The sequence below is a fragment of the Pseudomonas sp. SO81 genome, from assembly GCF_030374125.1.
In the GTDB taxonomy this organism is placed as follows: domain Bacteria; phylum Pseudomonadota; class Gammaproteobacteria; order Pseudomonadales; family Pseudomonadaceae; genus Aquipseudomonas.
In genome coordinates this window covers 4,242,733-4,262,483 of record NZ_CP126126.1, presented here as the reverse complement: position 1 = coordinate 4,262,483, position 19,751 = coordinate 4,242,733, and the positions used below count along the sequence as shown (strand labels likewise).

24 protein-coding genes are annotated in these 19,751 nt (G+C 66.8%); 14 read left to right on the top strand and 10 right to left on the bottom strand.

The window, feature by feature from the left end:
* Positions 1-65: 65 nt before the first annotated feature.
* On the bottom strand, positions 66-1,142 hold the full coding sequence (gene mtnA, locus OH686_RS20315) for an S-methyl-5-thioribose-1-phosphate isomerase (RefSeq protein ID WP_289534796.1): 1,077 nt from the start codon (positions 1,140-1,142) through the stop codon (positions 66-68).
* Between the two features lie 103 nt (positions 1,143-1,245).
* Between mtnA and OH686_RS20310 the strand changes: the two genes are divergently transcribed.
* From OH686_RS20310 to OH686_RS20290, 5 genes are all read left to right on the top strand, one after another.
* A complete protein-coding gene (locus OH686_RS20310; RefSeq protein WP_289534795.1) occupies positions 1,246-2,574 on the top strand; it encodes a TRZ/ATZ family hydrolase in 1,329 nt (442 codons plus the stop codon).
* Between the two features lie 30 nt (positions 2,575-2,604).
* A complete protein-coding gene (ubiG, locus tag OH686_RS20305) occupies positions 2,605-3,303 on the top strand; it encodes a bifunctional 2-polyprenyl-6-hydroxyphenol methylase/3-demethylubiquinol 3-O-methyltransferase UbiG (RefSeq protein WP_289534793.1) in 699 nt (232 codons plus the stop codon).
* Positions 3,304-3,308: 5 nt separating this feature from the next.
* Positions 3,309-3,980, top strand: a complete 672-nt coding sequence (gene mupP / locus OH686_RS20300) for an N-acetylmuramic acid 6-phosphate phosphatase MupP (protein WP_289534792.1) — start codon at positions 3,309-3,311, stop codon at positions 3,978-3,980.
* 30 nt (positions 3,981-4,010) lie between these two features.
* A complete protein-coding gene (locus OH686_RS20295) occupies positions 4,011-4,751 on the top strand; it encodes a YciK family oxidoreductase (RefSeq protein WP_289534790.1) in 741 nt (246 codons plus the stop codon).
* Positions 4,752-4,956: 205 nt separating this feature from the next.
* The gene (locus OH686_RS20290) at positions 4,957-5,883 is read left to right on the top strand and encodes a GGDEF domain-containing protein (RefSeq protein ID WP_137971627.1); all 927 of its coding nucleotides are present in this window, start codon (positions 4,957-4,959) and stop codon (positions 5,881-5,883) included.
* A gap of 56 nt (positions 5,884-5,939) precedes the next feature.
* On the opposite strand, the gene rluB is transcribed toward OH686_RS20290, so the two are convergent.
* The 6 genes from rluB to OH686_RS20260 all read right to left on the bottom strand — a co-directional run bounded on the left by rluB (position 5,940) and on the right by OH686_RS20260 (position 10,588).
* Positions 5,940-7,115, bottom strand: coding sequence for a 23S rRNA pseudouridine(2605) synthase RluB (gene rluB / locus OH686_RS20285; RefSeq protein WP_289534788.1), 1,176 nt, complete (start codon positions 7,113-7,115; stop codon positions 5,940-5,942).
* Between the two features lie 88 nt (positions 7,116-7,203).
* Positions 7,204-7,389, bottom strand: coding sequence for a DUF1289 domain-containing protein (locus OH686_RS20280; RefSeq protein WP_137971625.1), 186 nt, complete (start codon positions 7,387-7,389; stop codon positions 7,204-7,206).
* Between the two features lie 91 nt (positions 7,390-7,480).
* Positions 7,481-8,272, bottom strand: a complete 792-nt coding sequence (gene scpB / locus OH686_RS20275) for an SMC-Scp complex subunit ScpB (RefSeq protein ID WP_289534787.1) — start codon at positions 8,270-8,272, stop codon at positions 7,481-7,483.
* Positions 8,273-9,085, bottom strand: coding sequence for a segregation and condensation protein A (locus tag OH686_RS20270; protein WP_502942753.1), 813 nt, complete (start codon positions 9,083-9,085; stop codon positions 8,273-8,275).
* Complete coding sequence (locus OH686_RS20265) at positions 9,082-9,714, bottom strand: L-threonylcarbamoyladenylate synthase (protein ID WP_289534786.1); 633 nt, start codon at positions 9,712-9,714, stop codon at positions 9,082-9,084. The genes OH686_RS20270 and OH686_RS20265 overlap by 4 nt, the downstream gene beginning before the upstream one ends.
* 13 nt (positions 9,715-9,727) lie before the next feature.
* The gene (locus OH686_RS20260) at positions 9,728-10,588 is read right to left on the bottom strand and encodes a PHP domain-containing protein (protein WP_289534785.1); all 861 of its coding nucleotides are present in this window, start codon (positions 10,586-10,588) and stop codon (positions 9,728-9,730) included.
* A 65-nt stretch (positions 10,589-10,653) separates the two neighbouring features.
* On the opposite strand from OH686_RS20260, the gene OH686_RS20255 reads away from it, so the two are divergent.
* The 6 genes from OH686_RS20255 (at position 10,654) to OH686_RS20230 (ending at position 14,791) form a co-directional block, all read left to right on the top strand.
* Positions 10,654-11,244, top strand: coding sequence for a septation protein A (locus tag OH686_RS20255; protein ID WP_289534783.1), 591 nt, complete (start codon positions 10,654-10,656; stop codon positions 11,242-11,244).
* A 1-nt stretch (position 11,245) separates the two neighbouring features.
* Positions 11,246-11,545: a YciI family protein gene (locus tag OH686_RS20250; RefSeq protein WP_137971619.1), complete on the top strand. Its 300-nt coding sequence runs from the start codon at positions 11,246-11,248 to the stop codon at positions 11,543-11,545.
* Positions 11,546-11,737: 192 nt separating this feature from the next.
* Entirely contained in the window at positions 11,738-12,163 is a 426-nt protein-coding gene (locus tag OH686_RS20245) for an SH3 domain-containing protein (protein ID WP_289534781.1), read from the top strand.
* A gap of 28 nt (positions 12,164-12,191) precedes the next feature.
* A complete protein-coding gene (locus OH686_RS20240) occupies positions 12,192-12,869 on the top strand; it encodes a response regulator transcription factor (RefSeq protein WP_289534780.1) in 678 nt (225 codons plus the stop codon).
* Between the two features lie 105 nt (positions 12,870-12,974).
* Positions 12,975-13,412: a Spy/CpxP family protein refolding chaperone gene (locus OH686_RS20235; protein WP_289534779.1), complete on the top strand. Its 438-nt coding sequence runs from the start codon at positions 12,975-12,977 to the stop codon at positions 13,410-13,412.
* Positions 13,413-13,468: 56 nt separating this feature from the next.
* A complete protein-coding gene (locus OH686_RS20230) occupies positions 13,469-14,791 on the top strand; it encodes a sensor histidine kinase (RefSeq protein WP_289534778.1) in 1,323 nt (440 codons plus the stop codon).
* A gap of 7 nt (positions 14,792-14,798) precedes the next feature.
* On the opposite strand, the gene OH686_RS20225 is transcribed toward OH686_RS20230, so the two are convergent.
* Together OH686_RS20225 and OH686_RS20220 are read right to left on the bottom strand one after the other, a co-directional pair.
* Positions 14,799-15,356, bottom strand: a complete 558-nt coding sequence (locus tag OH686_RS20225) for a nitroreductase family protein (protein ID WP_289534777.1) — start codon at positions 15,354-15,356, stop codon at positions 14,799-14,801.
* Between the two features lie 30 nt (positions 15,357-15,386).
* The gene (locus OH686_RS20220; protein ID WP_289534776.1) at positions 15,387-15,734 is read right to left on the bottom strand and encodes a YkgJ family cysteine cluster protein; all 348 of its coding nucleotides are present in this window, start codon (positions 15,732-15,734) and stop codon (positions 15,387-15,389) included.
* 193 nt (positions 15,735-15,927) lie between these two features.
* On the opposite strand from OH686_RS20220, the gene OH686_RS20215 reads away from it, so the two are divergent.
* Entirely contained in the window at positions 15,928-17,382 is a 1,455-nt protein-coding gene (locus OH686_RS20215) for a TrkH family potassium uptake protein (RefSeq protein ID WP_289534775.1), read from the top strand.
* A gap of 162 nt (positions 17,383-17,544) precedes the next feature.
* On the opposite strand, the gene OH686_RS20210 is transcribed toward OH686_RS20215, so the two are convergent.
* Complete coding sequence (locus OH686_RS20210) at positions 17,545-18,546, bottom strand: AraC family transcriptional regulator (RefSeq protein WP_289534773.1); 1,002 nt, start codon at positions 18,544-18,546, stop codon at positions 17,545-17,547.
* Between the two features lie 123 nt (positions 18,547-18,669).
* On the opposite strand from OH686_RS20210, the gene OH686_RS20205 reads away from it, so the two are divergent.
* Positions 18,670-18,987 carry an Mpo1-like protein gene (locus OH686_RS20205; RefSeq protein WP_137971610.1) on the top strand — a complete coding sequence of 106 codons (318 nt, stop codon included), beginning with the start codon at positions 18,670-18,672 and terminating at the stop codon, positions 18,985-18,987.
* 164 nt (positions 18,988-19,151) lie between these two features.
* Entirely contained in the window at positions 19,152-19,739 is a 588-nt protein-coding gene (locus OH686_RS20200) for an HD domain-containing protein (protein WP_289534771.1), read from the top strand.
* Positions 19,740-19,751: the final 12 nt, after the last annotated feature.

The following is a 19,751-nucleotide window of genomic DNA, read 5'->3' as shown; positions in this document are numbered from 1 at the left end:
AAACTGCCGGAGCTTATCACAGCACACGCCCGGCACCTACCCCGCCCAGCGCCGGAGCGTGCGACTCAGTGCAGGCGCTTGCGACACATCAATTGCGCCATTTTCGCCGCATCCGGCCGCTCGACCACGCCCTTTTCGGTGACGATGGCATCGATCAGATCGGCCGGCGTCACGTCGAATACCGGATTGATCGCATCCACATCGGCGGCGATGCGCTGGCCGGCGACCTCCAGCAGCTCACGGCTGTCGCGCTCCTCGATCGGGATGTCTTCGCCGTCCTCCAGGTTCATGTCGATGGTCGAGCTGGGCGCCACCACCATGAAGCGCACGCCATGGTGCATGGCGTTGACCGCCAGCTGGTAGGTGCCGATCTTGTTGGCCACGTCACCATTGGCAGTGATGCGGTCGGCCCCGACTATGACCCAGGTGATGCCTTCGGTCTTCATCAGGTGCGCGGCGGCGGAGTCGGCATTCAGGCTGACCGGCACGCCCTCGCCCGCCAGCTCCCAGGCGGTCAGGCGCGAACCCTGCAGCCAGGGCCGGGTCTCGTCGGCGAACACCCGCTCGACCAGCCCACCCAGATGGGCGGCGCGAATCACGCCCAGGGCGGTGCCGAAACCGCCGGTGGCCAGGGCACCGGTATTGCAGTGGGTCAGCAGCTTCTGCGGGCTGTCCTGGTGCTTGCGGATCAGCTCCATGCCCAGCTGGGCCATGGTCAGATTGGCCTCGCGGTCGCTGTCGAAGATGCCGACGGCCTCCGCCTCCAGCGCCGCCAGGGCGTTTTCGCCCTCTTTCAGGCGCTGCAGGCGCTCGCGCATGCGATCCAGGGCCCAGAACAGGTTGACCGCGGTCGGCCGCGATTCGGCCAGTACCTTGAAGTCTTCCTCCAGCGCCGCCTGCCAGTCGCCGCCAGCCGCCAGGCGCGCCCGCGCACCCAGCACCAGGCCGAAAGCGGCGGCGATACCGATGGCCGGCGCGCCGCGCACCACCATGCTGCGGATGGCCTCGGCCACGCCGGCGGCCGAATCGTAGGCCAGCCAGGTTTCCTCGCGCGGCAATACGCGCTGATCCAGCAGATACAACGTGCCTTCGCGCCACTCGATGGCTTTTACCTTCTCTGCCGCCAACAGTTCGTCGCGCATGACATCCCCACAAGGTGAAACGAAAAGCCGCGGATTATAGCGAGCCGCCTGTTACATGGCTCAGTTATACTGCCGCCACCTCTTTATTGCCCGGATAAATGCCATGCCCGAACCGCGCCAGCCGCTCGATCTGCTGCTCCTGCCCACCTGGCTGGTGCCGGTCGAACCCGCTGGCGTGGTGCTGCGCGATCACGGCCTGGGCATCCGCGACGGGCGCATCGCCCTGATCGCGCCGCGCGCCGAGGCCCTGCGCCATCCGGCCACCCAAGTGCGCGAACTGCCGGACTGCGTGCTCACCCCCGGCCTGGTCAATGCCCACGGCCACGCGGCCATGACCCTGTTCCGCGGTCTGGCCGACGACCTGCCGCTGATGAGCTGGCTGCAGGACCATATCTGGCCGGCCGAGGCCAAGTGGGTCGACGAGGAGTTCGTGCGCGACGGCACCGAGCTGGCCATCGCCGAGCAGATCAAGGGCGGCATCAGCTGCTTCTCCGACATGTACTTCTTCCCGGAAGTGGCCTGCGAGCTGGTGCACAAGAGCGGCATCCGCGCCCAGGTGACCATTCCGGTGCTGGACTTCCCCACCCCCGGCGCGCGTGACGCCGAGGAAGCCCTGCGCAAGGGCCTGCGCCTGTTCGACGACCTCAAGCAGCACCCGCGCATCAAGGTCGCCTTCGGCCCCCATGCGCCCTACTCGGTCAGCGACGACAAGCTGAAGAACGTGCTGATGCTGGCCGAGGAGCTGGATGCCGGCATCCACATGCACGTTCATGAGACCGCCTTCGAAGTGCAGCAGAGCCTGGAGCTGCACGGCGTGCGCCCGCTGCAGCGCCTGGCCAGCCTGGGCCTGCTCGGCCCGCGTTTCCAGGCCGTGCACATGACCCAGATCAGCGACGAGGACGTCGCCCTGCTGGTGGAAAGCAACAGCAGCGTGATCCATTGCCCGGAATCCAACCTCAAGCTGGCCAGCGGCTTCTGCCCGGTGGAGAAGCTCTGGCAGGCCGGGGTCAACGTCGCCATCGGCACCGACGGCGCCGCCAGCAACAATGACCTGGACCTGCTCGGCGAGACCCGTACCGCGGCCCTGCTGGCCAAGGCCGTGGCCGGCAGCGCCACCGCGCTCGGCGCCCACAGCGCCCTGCGCATGGCCACCCTGAACGGCGCTCGCGCCCTGGGCCTGGATGACTGCACCGGCTCCCTGGAACTGGGCAAGCTGGCCGACCTGGCCGCCTTCGACCTCTCCGGCCTGGCCCAGCAACCGGTCTACGACCCGGTATCGCAATTGATCTACGCCGGCAGCCGCAGCTGCGTGAAGCACCTGTGGGTCGGCGGCAAGCAGCTGCTCAACGACGGCCGCCTGACCCGCCTGGACGAGCAGCGCATCGTCGCCAACGCGCGCGCCTGGGGCGAGCGCATCGCCGGCACACACTGAATTCGTTTTCGAGACTTTTAAGAGTACGCCATGAGCAACGTCGACCACGCCGAAATCGCCAAATTCGAGGCCCTCGCCCACCGCTGGTGGGACCGCGAGAGCGAGTTCAAGCCGCTGCACGACATCAACCCGCTGCGCGTCAACTGGATCGACGAGCGCGTCGGCCTGGCCGGCAAGAAGGTGCTGGACGTCGGCTGCGGCGGCGGCATCCTCAGCGAATCCATGGCCCAGCGTGGTGCCAACGTCACCGGCATCGACATGGGCGAGGCGCCGCTGGCCGTGGCCCAGCTGCACCAGCTGGAGTCCGGGGTGAATGTCGAGTACCGGCAGATCACCGCCGAAGCCCTGGCCGAGGAGATGCCTGGCCAGTTCGACGTGGTCACCTGCCTGGAGATGCTCGAGCACGTGCCCGATCCGTCCTCGGTGATCCGCGCCTGCTACAAGATGGTCAAGCCCGGCGGCCAGGTGTTCTTCTCCACCATCAACCGCAATCCCAAGGCCTACCTGTTCGCCATCGTCGGCGCCGAGTACGTGATGCGCCTGCTGCCGCGCGGCACCCATGACTTCAAGAAGTTCATCCGCCCCTCCGAGCTGGGCGCCTGGAGCCGCGCCGCCGGTCTGCAGGTCAAGGACATCATCGGCCTGACCTACAACCCGCTGACCAAGCACTACAAGCTGGAAGCGGACGTGGACGTCAACTACATGATCCAGACCCTGCGCGAGGAGTAAGGCGCATGGCCCTGCGAGCGGTTCTCTTCGACATGGACGGTACCCTGCTGGACACCGCGCCAGACTTCGTCGCCGTGTGCCAGGCCATGCGCGCCGCGCGCGACCTGGCCCCGGTGGACGAGCAGCTGATCCGCGACGTGGTCTCCGGCGGCGCCCGCGCCATGGTCTCAGCTACTTTCGGCCTGGAAGTCGGCGCTGAAGGCTTCGAGGCCCTGCGCCTGGAGTTCCTCGAGCGCTACCAGCAGCACTGCGCGGTACTCAGCAAGCCGTTCGACGGCATGCTCGAACTGCTCGGCGACATCGAGGCCTCGCGCCTGATCTGGGGCGTGGCCACCAACAAGCCGGTGACGTTCGCCGAACCGATCATGCAGCAACTGAATCTCGCTGAGCGCTCGGCCGTGCTGGTCTGCCCGGACCATGTGCCGCGCAGCAAGCCGGCGCCGGACATGCTCCTGCTGGCCTGCGAGAAGATCGGCGTGGCTCCTGCCGACGTCCTGTTCGTCGGCGACGACGCCCGCGACATCGAGGCCGGCCGCGCCGCCGGCTGCAAGACCGCAGCCGTCACCTACGGCTATATCCACCCCGAAGACAATCCGCGCCACTGGGGCGCCGATGTGGTGGTGGACCATCCCCTGGAGCTGCGCGCCGTGCTCGACAACGCCCTGTGCAGCTGCTGACCCTATTCACGCAATAACGAGATTTCACCCATGTTCGACTACAGCGCCCGCCCCGACCTGCTCAAGGATCGCGTGATCCTGGTCACCGGTGCCGGCCGCGGCATCGGTGCCGCCGCCGCCAAGACCTACGCCGCCTACGGCGCCACCGTGCTGCTGCTGGGCAAGACCGAGGGCAACCTGAATCAGCTGTATGACGAGATCGAGGCCGCCGGCCATCCGCAGCCGGTGGTGATTCCGTTCAACCTGGAAACCGCCCTGCCGCACCAGTACGACGAACTGGCCGCCACCATCGAAGCCGAGTTCGGCCGCCTCGACGGCCTGCTGCACAACGCCGCCATCGTCGGCCCGCGCACGCCGCTGGAACAGCTGTCCGGCGACAACTTCATGCGCGTCATGCAGATCAACGTCAACGCCATGTTCATGCTGACCAGCACCCTGTTGCCGCTGCTCAAGCTGTCCGACGACGCCTCGGTGGTGTTCACTTCCAGCAGCGTCGGTCGCAAGGGCCGCGCCTACTGGGGCGCCTATGGCGTGTCCAAGTTCGCCACCGAGGGCCTGATGCAGACCCTGGCCGACGAAGTCGAGGGTATCGCCAACGTGCGCTCCAACAGCATCAACCCCGGCGCCACCCGCACCGGCATGCGCGCCCAGGCCTACCCTGGCGAGAACCCGGCCAACAACCCGCTGCCGGAAGACATCATGCCGGTCTACCTGTACCTGATGGGCCCGGACAGCCAGGGCGTCAACGGCCAGGCATTCGACGCCCAGTAAAAGGTGGCTGGCTGCCGGTTTTCCGCCGCCGCCAGCGGCACGGCATCAAATTGCCAGCACCGGCGTCAATAGAGCGGCAATGGATTGCCGCTCTGCTCGCCAAAAAAATAACTCAAACCACTGAAATATAAGTACTTTCTGAAAGTGGCACAGAATTCGCTCTACCTCCATCAATAAGGCGCTTAAGCGCCAGAGGTCGAGCATTATGGTTCCGCACAATCCTTCCAATACCATCGATTTCGATGCCGCCAAGCTGCAGCGCCTGGGCTATGCCAGCCGCAATCAGCCGCTGCTCAAGCCGGTCAGCCTGGCCCAGCTGCGTCAGCAGCTGAACCTGCAGCTGCAGACCTCCCTGGAAGTCGACCGCATTCTCGGTCTGTTCTTCCAGGAAGTGCAGCGCCTGGTGCCGCTGAGCGCGCTGAGCTATCAGTTGGCGGCCTGCGATCTGCGTCTGGAGCTGGGCGAGCGCGCCAACCATTCGGCCAGCTACCGCCTTAGCCATCAGGGCGAATACCTGGGTGAACTGACCTTCCGCCGCAGCCAGCGCTTCAGCGACGACGAACTGGGCCAGCTGGAATCCCTGCTGGCCAGTCTGCTGTTCCCGCTGCGCAACGCCCTGCTCTACCGCGCCGCCCTGCAGAGCGCACTGCGCGACCCGCTGACCGATACCGGCAACCGCATCGCCATGAATCAGGCCCTGCAGCGCGAAGTCGACCTCGCCCGCCGCAGCCTGCAGCCGCTGTCGGTACTGATGCTGGATATCGACCACTTCAAGAGCATCAACGACCGCTTCGGCCACGCCACCGGCGACGAGGTGCTGAAGGCCGTGGCCGCGGCTCTGAAGGGCAGCCTGCGCAATATCGACATGGTGTTCCGCTACGGCGGCGAAGAGTTCCTGGTGCTGCTGTCCAACACCAGCCGCGAGGCCGCGCAGATCATCGGCGAGCGCCTGCGCCTGGCGGTGCTGGGCCTGCAATACCTGGAAGAAGGCCGCGCCCTGGAGCTGTCCATCAGCCTGGGCTGCTCCACCCTGCTGCCGGGCGAATCATCGGAAAGCCTGCAGCGCCGCGCCGACAGCGCCCTGTATGTATCCAAGCGCGAAGGCCGCAATCGCCTGTCCATGGCCGGCTGAGTAAACGCCAGCCAAGAAAAAGGGGCTCCTGAGAGCCCCTTTTTCATTGCCGCCAATCAGCGCTTGCGGCCGAAGCCCGGACGCTGGCCGTCGCCACTCGGCGGCCGCTTGTTGCCGCTCGGTGCAGCCGGACGCGGCTTGCGCGCCGGGCGCTCGGCCGTGTCGCCGGCCGGACGTGGAGTGCGCTTCTTGTTCACATCGGCGGGACGTTCCGCCACCGGCGTGCCACGGCCGCCCTCGCGCTCACCACGCTCGCCACTCGGCTTGCGCGGAGCGCGCTGCGCACGTTCTTCGCCGCGCGGGGCGCGGGCCGGACGCTGCTCGACCGACTCGGCGGCGCCATCCTGGGCCGGGCGCAGCACGCGCTTGGGCCGCTCGTTGCGGCTCATCGGTCGAGCCGCCTTGCGCTGCAGACGATCGAGCTTGTCGCGCATCTTCTCGTTCATGGCCGGCAGGGCCATGGGCTTGAGGCCGACTTCCTCGCTGAGGATGTCCAGCTCGCGCTGGCCCATTTCGCGCCAGCGGCCCATCGGCAGATCGGAAGTCATGAACACCGGACCGAAGCGCACGCGCTTCAGGCGGCTGACCACCACGCCCTGGGATTCCCACAGGCGCCGCACTTCGCGGTTGCGGCCTTCCATCACCACGCAGTGGAACCAGTGGTTGAAGCCTTCGCCGCCGGGCGCTTCCTTGATGTCGGTGAACTTGGCCGGGCCGTCTTCCAGCATCACGCCGGCCTTGAGCTGCTCGATCATTTCCTCGGTGACTTCGCCGCGCACACGCACGGCGTACTCGCGGTCCATCTCGTAGGAGGGGTGCATCAGGCGGTTGGCCAGCTCGCCGTCGGTGGTGAACAGGAGCAGGCCGGTGGTGTTGATGTCCAGGCGGCCGATGTTGATCCAGCGGCCTTCCTTAGGTCGTGGCAGACGGTCGAACACGGTGGGGCGACCTTCCGGGTCGTCACGGGTGCAGATCTCGCCTTCCGGCTTGTTGTAGATCAGCACGCGGCGCACGGTCTGCTGGATGTCTTCGCGCTTGAGCAGCTGGCCATCGACGCTGATGGCGTCGCGCAGTTCGACGCGGGCGCCGAGGGTGGCGACGGCGCCATTGACCTTGACGCGGCCATCGGTGATCCACTGCTCGATGTCACGGCGCGAGCCGAGGCCGGCGCGGGCCAGGACCTTCTGCAGCTTCTCGCCGCTGGGACGGGGATCTAGTTCGGACTCACTCATCTGGGCACCTCCCGGTGTAACTGAGGATGAAAAAGGTCGCGCATCATACGCGGATCGCCGGTGCTGCGCACGGCTGACTATAGACCGCTCAGCGGGTCTTGCGCCGGCCGGTCGCCTCGAAGGCCAAAAGCCGCAGGTCGGCCTCGGCCAGCAAGGCGAAGCGCTCGTGCTTGTCGAGTTTCTTCCAGGCCTTGATCTCGCGCTTGCTGCGCCCGCAGCCGACGCAGATGTCGGCGTCGAACTCGCAGACCTTGATGCAGGGATTCTTGCTCATGGCGGCACCTGTGGGGGAAGGCGCCGCCAGCATAGGGCGGAAGCGGATCAGGCCGGGATTGAAAGTCTCAATGCCCTCGATGGCCAATTGCTCAATGCAGGGAGTCGCCGGCGCCCAGGGTCTCGTCCTGGTTCTCTTCGACGGTAGTCTCTTCTTCGGCCCGGGCCAGATCCTCGAAGTCGGTCTTCAGGCCCTGCTCCATCTCGTCCAGCTCGACCAGCAGGCTGCGGAAGCTGGTTTCCTCGCGCGGCTCGGCCGGCGCGTCTTCGCCCAACTCGGCATCGACCCGCGCCTGCAGGCCGGCCGGTACCGGCATGTCGTCGTCCAGCGCCAGCATCGGCTCGGGTTCCAGCTCGCGCAGGGCGGCCAGTGGCGGCAGTTCTTCCAGGCTCTTCAGGTTGAAGTAGTCGAGGAACACCTTGGTGGTGGCCAGCATGGCCGGCTTGCCGGGCACGTCGCGGTAGCCGACCACGCGAATCCAGTCGCGCTCCTGTAGGGTCTTGATGATCTGGCTGTTGACCGCCACGCCGCGAATATCCTCGATCTCGCCGCGGGTGATCGGCTGGCGGTAGGCGATCAGCGCCAGGGTCTCGAGCATGGCGCGCGAATAACGCTGCGGGCGCTCCTCCCACAGCCGGCCGACCCAGGGGGCGAACTTCTCGCGCACCTGCAGGCGGTAGCCGCTGGCCACTTCCTTCAGTTCGAAGGCACGCCCCTCGCAGGAAAGGCGCAGCACTTCCAGCGCCTCGCGGAGCTGCGCCGGCTCCGGCCGCTCGCCCTCCTCGAACAGCTCGCCCAGGCGCTCCAGCGACAGCGGCCGGCCCAGGGCCAGCAGCCAGGCTTCGAGCAGGGAGGCGAGTTCTTGCGGGTCGGACAGGTTCATCTATTCGGCTCGGGCACGGACGTGGATAGGCGCGAAGGGCTCATTCTGCACCAGTTCCACCAGTTGTTCCTTGATCAGTTCGAGCACCGCCATGAAGGTGACGACCACCCCCAGGCGCCCCTCCTCCACCGTGAACAGCGTGACGAACGGCACGAAACCATTGCCCTTGAGGCGCTCCAGCACTTCGCTCATGCGCTCGCGAGTGGACAGCGCCTCGCGCGTCACCTGGTGGCTCTCGAACATGTCGGCACGGCGCAGCACCTCGGCCATGGACAGCAGCACTTCTTCCAGGCTGACGTCCGGCAGCAGCTTGCGCGCCCGTGCCTCGGGGGCGTCCAGGCGCGGCACGCTGAGGTCGCGGCCGACCCGCGGAATCTCGTCCAGACCTTCGGCGGCGGCCTTATAGCGCTCGTATTCTTGCAGGCGGCGGATCAGCTCGGCGCGCGGGTCATCTTCCTCTTCCTCCGCCTCGGCCGAGCGCGGCAGCAGCATGCGCGACTTGATCTCGGCCAGCATGGCGGCCATCACCAGGTACTCGGCGGCCAGTTCCAGGCGCACCGACTTCATCAGCTCGACATAGCCCATGTACTGCTTGGTGATCTCGGCGACCGGGATGTCGAGGATGTCGATGTTCTGCTTGCGGATCAGGTACAGCAGCAGGTCAAGCGGGCCCTCGAAGGCTTCGAGGAACACTTCCAGGGCGTCCGGCGGGATATACAGGTCGATCGGCAGCTCGGTGACCGCCTGACCGTAGACCAGGGCAAAGGGTAGTTCCTGCTGTGCGCCGGCCTGGCTGTCGACCTGCTCGCTCACGCCTCGTCCCCCTGGAAGGGCGTCGGGTCGCCGCAGCCCACGCGGATCACCTCCGGCTCGCCCTCGGCCAGGTTGATCACGGTGGAGGCCTCCAGGCCGCCGTAGCCGCCATCGATGATCAGATCCACCTGGTGTTCGAGGAGCTGGCGCATCTCGTAGGGGTCGCTCATCGGCAGATCTTCGCCGGGCATGATCAGGCTCACGCTCATCAGCGGCTCGCCCAGCTGCTCGGCCAGGGCCAGGGCGATGGGATGGGCCGGCACGCGCAGGCCGATGGTGCGGCGCTTGGGGTGCAGCAGCATGCGCGGCACTTCGCGGGTGGCGCTGAGGATGAAGGTATAAGGGCCGGGCGTGTGCGCCTTGAGCAGGCGGAAGGCGCCGGTGTCGACCTTGGCGAACAGGCCGATCTGCGACAGGTCGCTGCATACCAGGGTGAAGTTGTGCTTGTCGTCCAGCTGGCGCAGGCGGCGGATGCGCTCCACCGCGCCCTTGTCGCCGATCAGGCAGCCGATGGCGTAGGAGGAGTCGGTCGGATAGACGATCACCCCGCCGCTACGCAGGATTTCCACCGCCTGCTTGATCAGGCGCGGCTGCGGATTCTCCGGGTGGACCTGGAAGAACTGACTCATGAACTCTCCCTGCTCAGGCGGTAGTAGCGCGTGCATGGTCGAAGCGCTCCCATAGAGGAGACAGGTCTTCCGGCAACGGACGGTACATGCCCAGCTCCGACCAGTCGCCCGGGGCGTGAAAATCGCTGCCGACACTGGCCAGCATGCCGAATTCACGGGCCAGGATGGCCAGGCCGCCGACCTGCTCGGCCGGCTGCAGGCCGTTGACTACTTCCAGAGCGTGGCCACCGGCGGCGATGAAATCGGCCACCAGGCGCCGCCGCTTGCTACGAGTGAAGTCGTACTGCCAGGGATGCGCCAGGCTGATCCAGGCACCGGCGGCCTTGAGCGTGCCGACCGCCTGTTCCAGGGTTGGCCAGTGCTGTTTCACGTCGCCCAGCTTGCCCGAGCCCAGCCACTTGCGGAACGCCTCCGCGTGGTCACGCACGTGCCCGGCGCGCACCAGGAACTCGGCGAAGTGCGGCCGCGCCGGCGCGTTGCCGCTGTCGCCCAGGCCCTGCTGGATCGCCCGCGCACCCTCCAGGGCTCCGGGCATGCCCTTGGCCGCCAGGCGCCGGTCGATTTCCTCGGCACGCAGCCAGCGACCCTGATGCAGCTCGGCGATGGCCTGGCGCAGCGCCGGCGCATCGCTGGCAAAGGCGTAGCCCAGCACATGGATGGTCGCGCCACCCCAGGTGCAGGACAGCTCGATGCCGTTGACCAGACGCAGGCCCAGCTCACCGGCGGTGCGGCGCGCCTCGTCCAGCCCTTCGAGGGTGTCGTGGTCGGTCAGCGCCAGCAGCTGCACGCCTCTTTCGTGGGCGCGCGCGACCACCGCGGCAGGCGCGAGAACGCCGTCCGAAGCGGTGCTGTGGCAGTGCAGATCGACCTTCATGGCGCGTCTTTCGTTAATGGGGTTGTTTGTTATTATGCCGCCACATCCCGCTTCTGGCTGCCGCCGTGAAACAATTCATCGATTTCATCCCGCTTATCCTGTTCTTCATCGTTTACAAACTCGATCCCCGCACCGTCGAACTGGCCGGCCACAGCGTCGAGCTGGGCGGCATCTTCAGCGCCACCGCAGTGCTGATCATCAGTTCGATCCTGGTCTATGGCGTCCTGTTCCTTGTGCAGCGCAAGCTGGAAAAGAGCCAGTGGCTAACCCTGGTCGCCTGCCTGGTGTTCGGCAGCCTGACCCTGGCCTTCCACAGCGAGACCTTCCTCAAGTGGAAGGCACCGGTGGTCAACTGGCTGTTCGCCGCCGGCTTCCTCGGCAGCCACTTCATCGGTGACAAGGTGCTGATCCAGCGCGTCATGGGTCACGCGGTACAGCTCCCACAGCACATTTGGACCCGCCTGAACCTGGCCTGGGTGGTTTTCTTCATCTTCAGCGGCTGCGCCAACCTGTTCGTCGCCTTCACCTTCCACGACATCTGGGTCGACTTCAAAGTCTTCGGCAGCCTCGGCATGACCGTGCTGTTCCTGGTCGCCCAGGGCGTCTACCTGGCGCGCCACATCCACGACGAAACCCCGCAGCAAAGCAAGGACTGACATGCTCTACGCCATCATTGCCAGCGATGCCCCCGAGTCCCTGGAGAAGCGCCTGGCTACCCGCCCCGCCCACCTGGCCCGCCTGGAACAGCTGAAGAACGAGGGCCGTCTGGTGCTGGCCGGCCCGCACCCGGCGGTGGACAGCGTCGATCCTGGCCCGGCCGGCTTTTCCGGCAGCCTGATCGTCGCCGAGTTCGAATCCCTGAGCGCCGCCCAGAGTTGGGCCGACGCCGACCCCTACCGTGCCGCCGGCGTCTATGCCAGCGTGCTGGTCAAGCCTTTCAAGCAGGTGCTGCCCTAACCAAGAGTCGGCCTACGATCTGCTGCGCGTCGGCCAGGCGTCGTTAAAAACCAGCTCGGATGCTCATTTACGATTTGTAAACTCCGCCTCCTCGCTGGTTTTTGCCTAGCCTGACTCTAGCTCGCAAGATCGTAGGCAGACTCTGACAACCGACGCAGGCCCATAACAATAATTCGGAAACTGGAGTTCCCCATGCGCCAAGGCCCGCTCTACCTGTTGCTCACCGCTCTCTGCATCACCCCCGCTCTGCACGCCGAAGAATCCCAACCGCTGGCCCTCAACCCGACGCCGGCCAGCGCTCCGGTCGCTGCTGCGGCCAGCGACAGCGCCGCGCAGATCGCCGCACTGCAACAGCAGCTGGCGGAGAGCGAGCGCCAGCGCAGCGAGCTGCAGGCCGCCACCTCCGGCGAGCGAGAGACCGCGCAGATCGGCCGCCTGCGCCAGGACAACCAGCGCCTCAAGCTGCAGCTCAAGCAGGCCCAGGCCGAGCAACCGCCGCGCCTGTTCAGCGAGCAGCAGCTGTGGTTCGCCATCGGCGCCGGCACCGCCCTGCTGGCCTTTATCGTTGGTCGCCTGAGCGCCGGCGGCCGGAACAAACGCCGCAGCGAGTGGGTCTGACCGCTCCACCTGAAGAACCGACGCCACCATGACCGACCTGCTGCTGATCGACGACGACCGCGAACTCTGCGAGCTGCTGGCCAGCTGGCTGCAGCAGGAAGGATTCAACGTGCGCGCCAGCCATGACGGCTTCAGCGCCCGCGCCGCGCTGGCCGAGCAGAGCCCGGCGGCGGTGATCCTCGACGTGATGCTGCCGGACGGCAGCGGCCTGGAGCTGCTCAAGCAGCTGCGCAGCGAACACGCCGAACTGCCGGTGCTGATGCTCTCGGCCCGTGGCGAACCGCTGGACCGCATCCTCGGCCTGGAGCTGGGCGCCGACGACTACCTGGCCAAGCCCTGCGATCCGCGCGAGCTGACCGCCCGCCTGCGCGCCGTGCTACGCCGCAGCCTGCCGGTGGCCACGCCCACCCGCGTCGAGCTGGGCGACATCAGCTACAGCCCGCAACGTGGCGTGGCCAGCCTCGGTGAACACGAGATCACTCTGACCCTGTCCGAGGGCCGCATCCTCGAGGCACTGCTGCAACAACCCGGCGAGCCGCTGGACAAACAGGCCCTGGCGCAACTGGCGCTGGGCCGCAAGCTGACCCTCTACGACCGCAGCCTGGACATGCACGTCAGCAACCTGCGCAAGAAGCTCGGCCCGCACCCGGACGGCCGCCCGCGCATCGTCGCCCTGCGCAGCCGCGGCTACTACTACGCACCCTGAGCCGCATTTACCCAGCCTTTACCCTGAGCTGACCGCGCTTGACCTTGCCTTCCCTAGACTGGGCTCATCCGGTAACCCGCCGGTTTCGAGACAAGGAGACACATCATGCGCAAGACCCTCACCGCCCTGCTCCTGGCCGCCAGCCTGCCGACCATGGCCATGCCCGAGGGCGCACCCGGCGAGCCGGGGCACTGCAGCAAGGCCATGCACGGCGAGCATCGCGGTCACGGCATGCGGATGCTCAAAGACCTCGACCTCAGCGCCGAGCAGCGCGAGCAAGTGGGCAAGCTGATGCACGAACGCAAGAACGACCCGCGCGAGATCACCCAGAAGTACCTGAGCAAACTGCCGCAGGCCGACCAGGACGCCCTGAAGAAGGAACTGGAAACCGCCCGTCTGGAGCATGACAAGGCCTTCCGTGCCATCCTCACGCCGGAGCAGCAGAAGACCTTCGACACGCGCAAGGCGGAGATGGACAAGCGCCGCGCCGAGCGTGCCGAGTTCGAGGCCTGGAAGGCCGAGAAGGACAAGCAGGCCCAATAACCCAGCGTTATCCGGCCCGGCTCCCTGAGCCGGGCCTGGCTATTTGAGGAGTACTCATGCGTTCACTGTTCTGGCGCATCTTCGCCAGCTTCTGGCTGGCCGTCGCCCTGGTCGCCGGCCTGTCCATGCTGCTGGGCCGCGCGCTGGACCAGGACGCCTGGGTACTCGGCCGCCATCCGGCGCTGAAGGATGTCGCCGAACTGTGGAGCCAGCTCTACGAGCGCAATGGCCCGGAAGCCGCCCAGCAGTTCCTGGAAAAGCGCAAGCAGCGCTACCGGGTGAACATCCAGGTCCTCAACGAAGAGGGCCAGGCCCTGGTCTACGGCACCTTCCCGCCGCGCGCGGCCGCCTTCGAGGCGCGCCACGACAATCCCAAGCGCCTGCCCTGGCGCCGCATCACCGAGGAATACCGCAGCCCGGCCACGGGCGAGACCTACCTGTTCATCTACCGCATTCCCCACCCGGAGATGATGGCCTGGCACCGCGAGAGCCTGTTCTGGCCACTCAGCGCCCTGACCATCGCGCTGGTGGTGCTGACCGCCATCAGCCTGCTGCTGACCCTATCCATCACCCGCCCGCTCGGCCGCCTGCGTGGCGCCGTGTACGACCTGGGGCAGACCGCCTACCAGCAGAACAGCCTGGCGCGCCTGGCCGACCGCGGCGACGAGTTCGGCGTGCTGGCCCGCGACTTCAACCGCATGGGCTCGCGCCTGCAGGACCTGATCGGCAGTCAACGCCAGCTGCTGCGCGACGTGTCCCACGAGCTGCGCTCGCCACTGGCGCGCCTGCGCGTGGCCCTGGCCCTGACCGAGCGCGCCGAGCCGGCCCAGCGCGACCAGCTGTGGGGCCGCCTGACCCAGGAATGCGATCGCCTGGAGGCACTGATCGCCGAGATTCTTGCCCTCGCCCGCCTGGATGCCGACCCCGGCACGCCGCAGCCGGTGGACCTGCGCCGGTTACTCGACGGCCTGCTGGAAGATGCCGCCCTGGCCACCCCCGAGCAGCGCCTGCAGGTACGCATGGACAGCCGCCCGATTGCCCTGCAGGGCTGGCCGGACATGCTCGGCCGCGCGCTGGACAACCTGCTGCGCAACGCCCTGCGCTTCAACCCGGTGGAGCAGCCGATCGAGATCGAGGTGAGCCAGCAGGACGGTTTTCTGCGTATCGCGGTGCGCGATCACGGCCCCGGCGCTCCGGCGGAAATCATCGAGCGCCTCGGCGAACCCTTCTTCCGTGCACCAAAGCAAGAGGCACCGGGCCACGGCCTCGGCCTGGCCATCGCCCGCCGTGCGGCGGAGCGTCATGAAGGTCAGTTGCTGCTGGCCAATCATCCGCAGGGCGGCTTTGTCGCCACCCTGGAGCTGCCACTGGCCGAATGAGGCGGACTCAGCCCTGCCAGGCGCTGACGAACTGCACCGGCTCCAACGCCGACGGCGTGCGCCGCTCGCCTTCGAAGCTGCCGACATAGAGGAAGCCGACGATCCGCTCGCTGGCGTGCAGGCCGAGACCGGCCAGCACCTGTGGGTGGTGAGCCAGGGCACCGGTGCGCCAGATGGCGCCGAAACCCAGCTCCTGGGCTGCCAGCAGCAGGCCGTGGGCGGCGCAGCCGGCGGACAGCACCTGTTCTTCCTGCGGCACCTTGGGGTGTTCACTCAGGCGCGCGACCACCACGATCAGCAGCGGGGCGCGCAGCGGCATGGCGCGGGCCTTGTCCAGGGCCTCGGCCTTGTTCGCCGGATCGCTGGCCAAGGCCGCGGCGAACAGTTCGCCGAGACGCACGCGGGCATCGCCCTCGACAGTGAGGAAACGCCAGGGGCGCAGCTGGCCATGGTCCGGCGCACGCAGGGCGGCGCGGAACATCAGCTCGCGCTGGGCGGCATCGGGCGCCGGCTCCAGCAGGCGGCCGACGGATACGCGATTGAGCAGCAGATCGAGGGCTTGCATAGCCATCTCCAAGGGAAGCAGGCGGGCATTCTAGCCGAAGTGTTCTGGCGTCAGCGGCGGCAGGCCATAGGCCGCGCGCGCCGCATCGCAATGCGGGTTGTGCTGGCCATCCTCCCAGCTGGCGGTGAACTCGCGGCAGGTGCTGGAGCGCTGCTCGTAGACGTTGCAGCGCGTGCCGCAACCCACCTCGCCCTCAAGGCCGATGCAGCGCACCGGCTTGGTCGTGGTGCCGAGCATCGCCACATGGTAGGGACCGATCTGCTCGACCAAGTGATCGGGCACCGTGCCGCCGGCGGACTGGCATTCGCCCCAGTAGAAGGACACGCGGAAGTTGGCGCAACAGGCGCCGCAACTGAGGCAGGGATGGTTATCGGACATGGCGCATACGCAGTGAGCCGGCCGAGCGCCGGAGAATGGAGCCGTATTCTATGAATCCACTCGCCGCTGTGAAGCCCCACACGGCGGATTTACAGGGCATGGCACCAAGGTAGAATGGCGCCCCACCGCAGCCTAGCCGGCTCCCGCAATGCCGGCGCACTAGACTCAAGGCAACCACGCGGAAAGGAACCCGATGTCTCTGCCTACCCTACGCATCCTCGCCTTCATCAACGGCATCTTCCTGATCACCCTGGCGGTGAGCATGCTGGTGCCGGTCGGCACCCTGCTGGTGTTCGAGCAGCCGCAGGGCATCAACGCCTTTCTCTGGTCCAGCCTGATCACCTTCGTCGCCGGCATCGTGATGATCGCCCAGGGCCGCCCGCAGCACGGCCAGCTGCGACCACGCGACATGTACATGCTGACCGTGTCCAGCTGGCTGCTGGTCTCGCTGTTCGCCACCCTGCCGTTCATCTTCACCCAGCACGCCAGCTTCACCGATGCCTACTTCGAGAGCATGTCCGGCATCACCGCGACCGGCGCCACCATCTTCATCGGCCTCGACAGCATGTCGCCGGGCATCCTGATCTGGCGCTCGCTGCTGCACTGGCTGGGCGGCATCGGCTTCATCGCCATGGCCGTGGCGATTCTGCCGATGCTGCGCATCGGCGGCATGCGCCTGTTCCAGACCGAATCCTCGGACCGCTCGGACAAGGTCATGCCGCGCTCGCACATGGTGGCCAAGTACATGGTGGTGGCCTATGTCGGTCTCAGCGCCCTGGCGGTACTGGGCTTCTGGCTGGCCGGAATGAACCTATTCGATGCGATCAACCACGCCATGTCGGCGATCTCCACCGGCGGTTTCTCCACCTCCGATGCCTCCCTGGCCAAATGGCAGCAGCCGGCCGTGCACTGGGTGGCGGTGGTGGTGATGATTCTCGGCAGCCTACCGTTCGTGCTGTACGTCTCCACCCTGCGCGGCAACTACCGGGCGCTGATCCGCGACGAGCAGGTGCGCGGCTTCATGTTCGTGCTGCTCGGCAGCTGGCTGGTGCTGGCCACCTGGTACACCCTGACCACTCAGTTGCACTGGTTCGAGGCCCTGCGCCACGTGGCGGTGAACACCACCTCGATCATGACCACCACCGGCTTCGCCCTCGGCGACTACAGCCTGTGGGGCGGCTTCTCGACCATGCTGTTCTTCTACCTGGGATTCATCGGCGGCTGCTCCGGCTCCACCGCCGGGGGCCTCAAGGTATTCCGCTTCCAGGTCGCCTTCATCCTGCTCAAGGCCAACCTGATGCAGCTGGTGCACCCGCGCGCGGTGATCAAGCAGCAGTACAACCGCCATCGCCTGGACGAGGATATCGTCCGCTCGATCCTGGCCTTCTCGTTCTTCTTCACCATCACCATCGCCGCCCTGGCACTGGCCCTGAGCCTGTGCGGGCTGGACTGGATCACCGCGCTGTCCGGCGCGGCCAGCACGGTGTCCGGTGTGGGCCCGGGCATGGGCCCGATCATCGGCCCGGCCGGCAACTTCTCCAGCCTGCCGGACACGGCCAAGTGGCTGCTGAGTGCCGGCATGCTGCTGGGCAGGCTGGAAATCCTTACCGTACTGGTACTCCTCCTCCCCGCCTTCTGGCGCCACTGACGCGCAGCGTGGCCAAGCTACTGCGCGTCCCACTGGCGTCGTTGCGTCCTCGCTCAAGGCTCGCCTAGCGGACGCTATGTCTCGCCTTTCGCTGCGGGGCGCCTAGCCAGCAGACCGCTCGCTACGCTTGGCCACGCTGCGCACACCGAGCTGCCGGCGAGTTCACAACCGCGCGCGGTACTCACCGGGCGTGGCATCGAACCAGCGGCGGAAGGCGCGGAAGAAGTTGCTGGGGTCGGCGAAGCCGAGCAGATAGGCGACCTCCAGCAGGGTCAGGTTGGGTTGGGCCAGGTACTGCTCGGCCAACTCGCGGCGGGTGTCGTCGAGCAGCTGCTGGTAGCTGGTGCCCTCCTCCTGCAGGCGCCGCTGCAGGGTGCGCTCGGACAGCAGCAGCGCCTGGGCCACCGCCTCGCGCTTGGGCTCTCCCTGGGGCAGCAGGCGGCACAGCACCTGGCGTACCTGATGGGTCACCCGACTCTCGGAGAAGCGCGCAAGATACTCGCCGGCAAAGCGGTCATGCAGCTGCGCCAGCGCCTCGTTGGCCGAGGGCAGCGGAGTCTCCAGATCGGCGCGGGCGTAGAGCAGCGAGTAGTGCTCGGCATTGAACTTCAACGGCGCCTGGAACACCTGCTGGTACAGCTCCAGATTGGCCGGCGCAGGGCCCTGGAAGCTGACCAGCAGCGGCGTGATCGGCTTGCCGGTGAGCCAGCGGCAGAACGCCAGGGAATAGGCCAGCGACGCCTCGGAGCTCTGCCGCGCCGGCGGCAGACGGTCGCCATGAATCGCTTGGATCAGCTCATAGCCCTCGGGCGAGGGGCGCAGGCACAGGTCCGAGCCCTCGGCGATGATGCGCTGGTAGCGCACCAGGCGATTGAAGCCCTCCAGCAGGTTGCGGCTGGACATCAGCGCATAGCCCACCACATGGAAGGACGCCGGCCGGACCACCTTGGCCATGTTCAGGCCGATGGCCGGGTTGCCGGATGCCTCCACCGCCAGGTGCCAGAGTCGGGTCATGGCATCCTGCGGGAAGCGCGCGTCGGGGTCGGTCAGGGCCGCATAGTCGAGCCCCAGGCGGGCGAACAGCGCGCGGCAGTCGACGCCGCCCAGCTCCAGGGCCTGGACGATGCCGGAAGCCCAGCTGGAGGATGTGGTACGTTCGCTCATCGTTTGTTCTTATCGTTGGTCAGCACGGTCTGGCGCCAAGAGGATACTAAACTGGCCCTGTATGTCACTGGCCGCGGAAGACAGTCCGCATAGACTGGCGTCGACAATGACAGGAGGTACGCCATGAGCGCCGAAACCACCGATCGCTTCAACAGCTTCGCCGAGTTTTACCCCTATTACCTGCAGGAGCACAGCAACGATGTGTGCCGCCGCCTGCACTACGTCGGCAGCCTGCTGGTGCTGAGCATCCTCGCCTACGCTGTCGTCACCCAGCAGTGGCTGTGGCTGCTGGCCCTGCCGCTGGCCGGCTACGGCTTCGCCTGGGTCGGCCACTTCGTATTCGAGAAGAACAAGCCGGCCACCTTCAAGTACCCGCTGTACAGCCTGATGGGCGACTGGGTGATGCTCAAGGACGCCTTCACCGGCCGTATCCGTTTCTGAGGCCATACGACCTGCTGCGCGTCGGCCAGTCGGCGTTAGAAGCGGTCTCGGATGCTCATTTACAGCTCGTAAACTGCGCTCCTTCGGCCACTTCTGCCTTGTCTGGCTCTAGCTCGCAAGATCGTATCCGTGCGCAGTCCCAACCAATAACAAGAGGACGCCTAATGAATGCACATGCCCGCTTCACCCATATGGAAGACGGCACGGCAGATGACTGGGCGATCATCGCCAAGGATTTCGCCCAGTACGCCACCCGGCTGCCCGACCGCATCCTCAGTCACCTGCGCCTGCTCGACGGAGACTTCGGCGGTTTTCCCATCGACCGCCTGAGCCACTCGCTGCAGACCGCCACCCTGGCCTACCGCGACGGCCGTGACGAGGAATACGTGGTCTGCGCCCTGCTCCACGATATCGGCGACACCCTTGGCACCTACAACCACCCGGATATCGCCGCGGCCATGCTCAAGCCGTTCGTCAGCGCCGAGAACCACTGGATGGTCGAGAAGCACGGCATCTTCCAGGGCTACTACTTCTTCCATCACCTGGGCATGGATCGCCATCTGCGCGAGCAGTTCAAGGACCACCCGCAGTACCACGCGACCATCGAGTTCTGCGCCCGCTACGACGCCGCAGCCTTCGACCCGCAGGGCGAGGTGCTGCCGCTGGAGTTCTTCGAGCCCATGCTGCGCCGGGTATTCGCCCAGCCCCGACAGTCGCTGTACAAGGCCGCCATGGAGCGCCAGCCGGCGTGATTGCATTTCGCC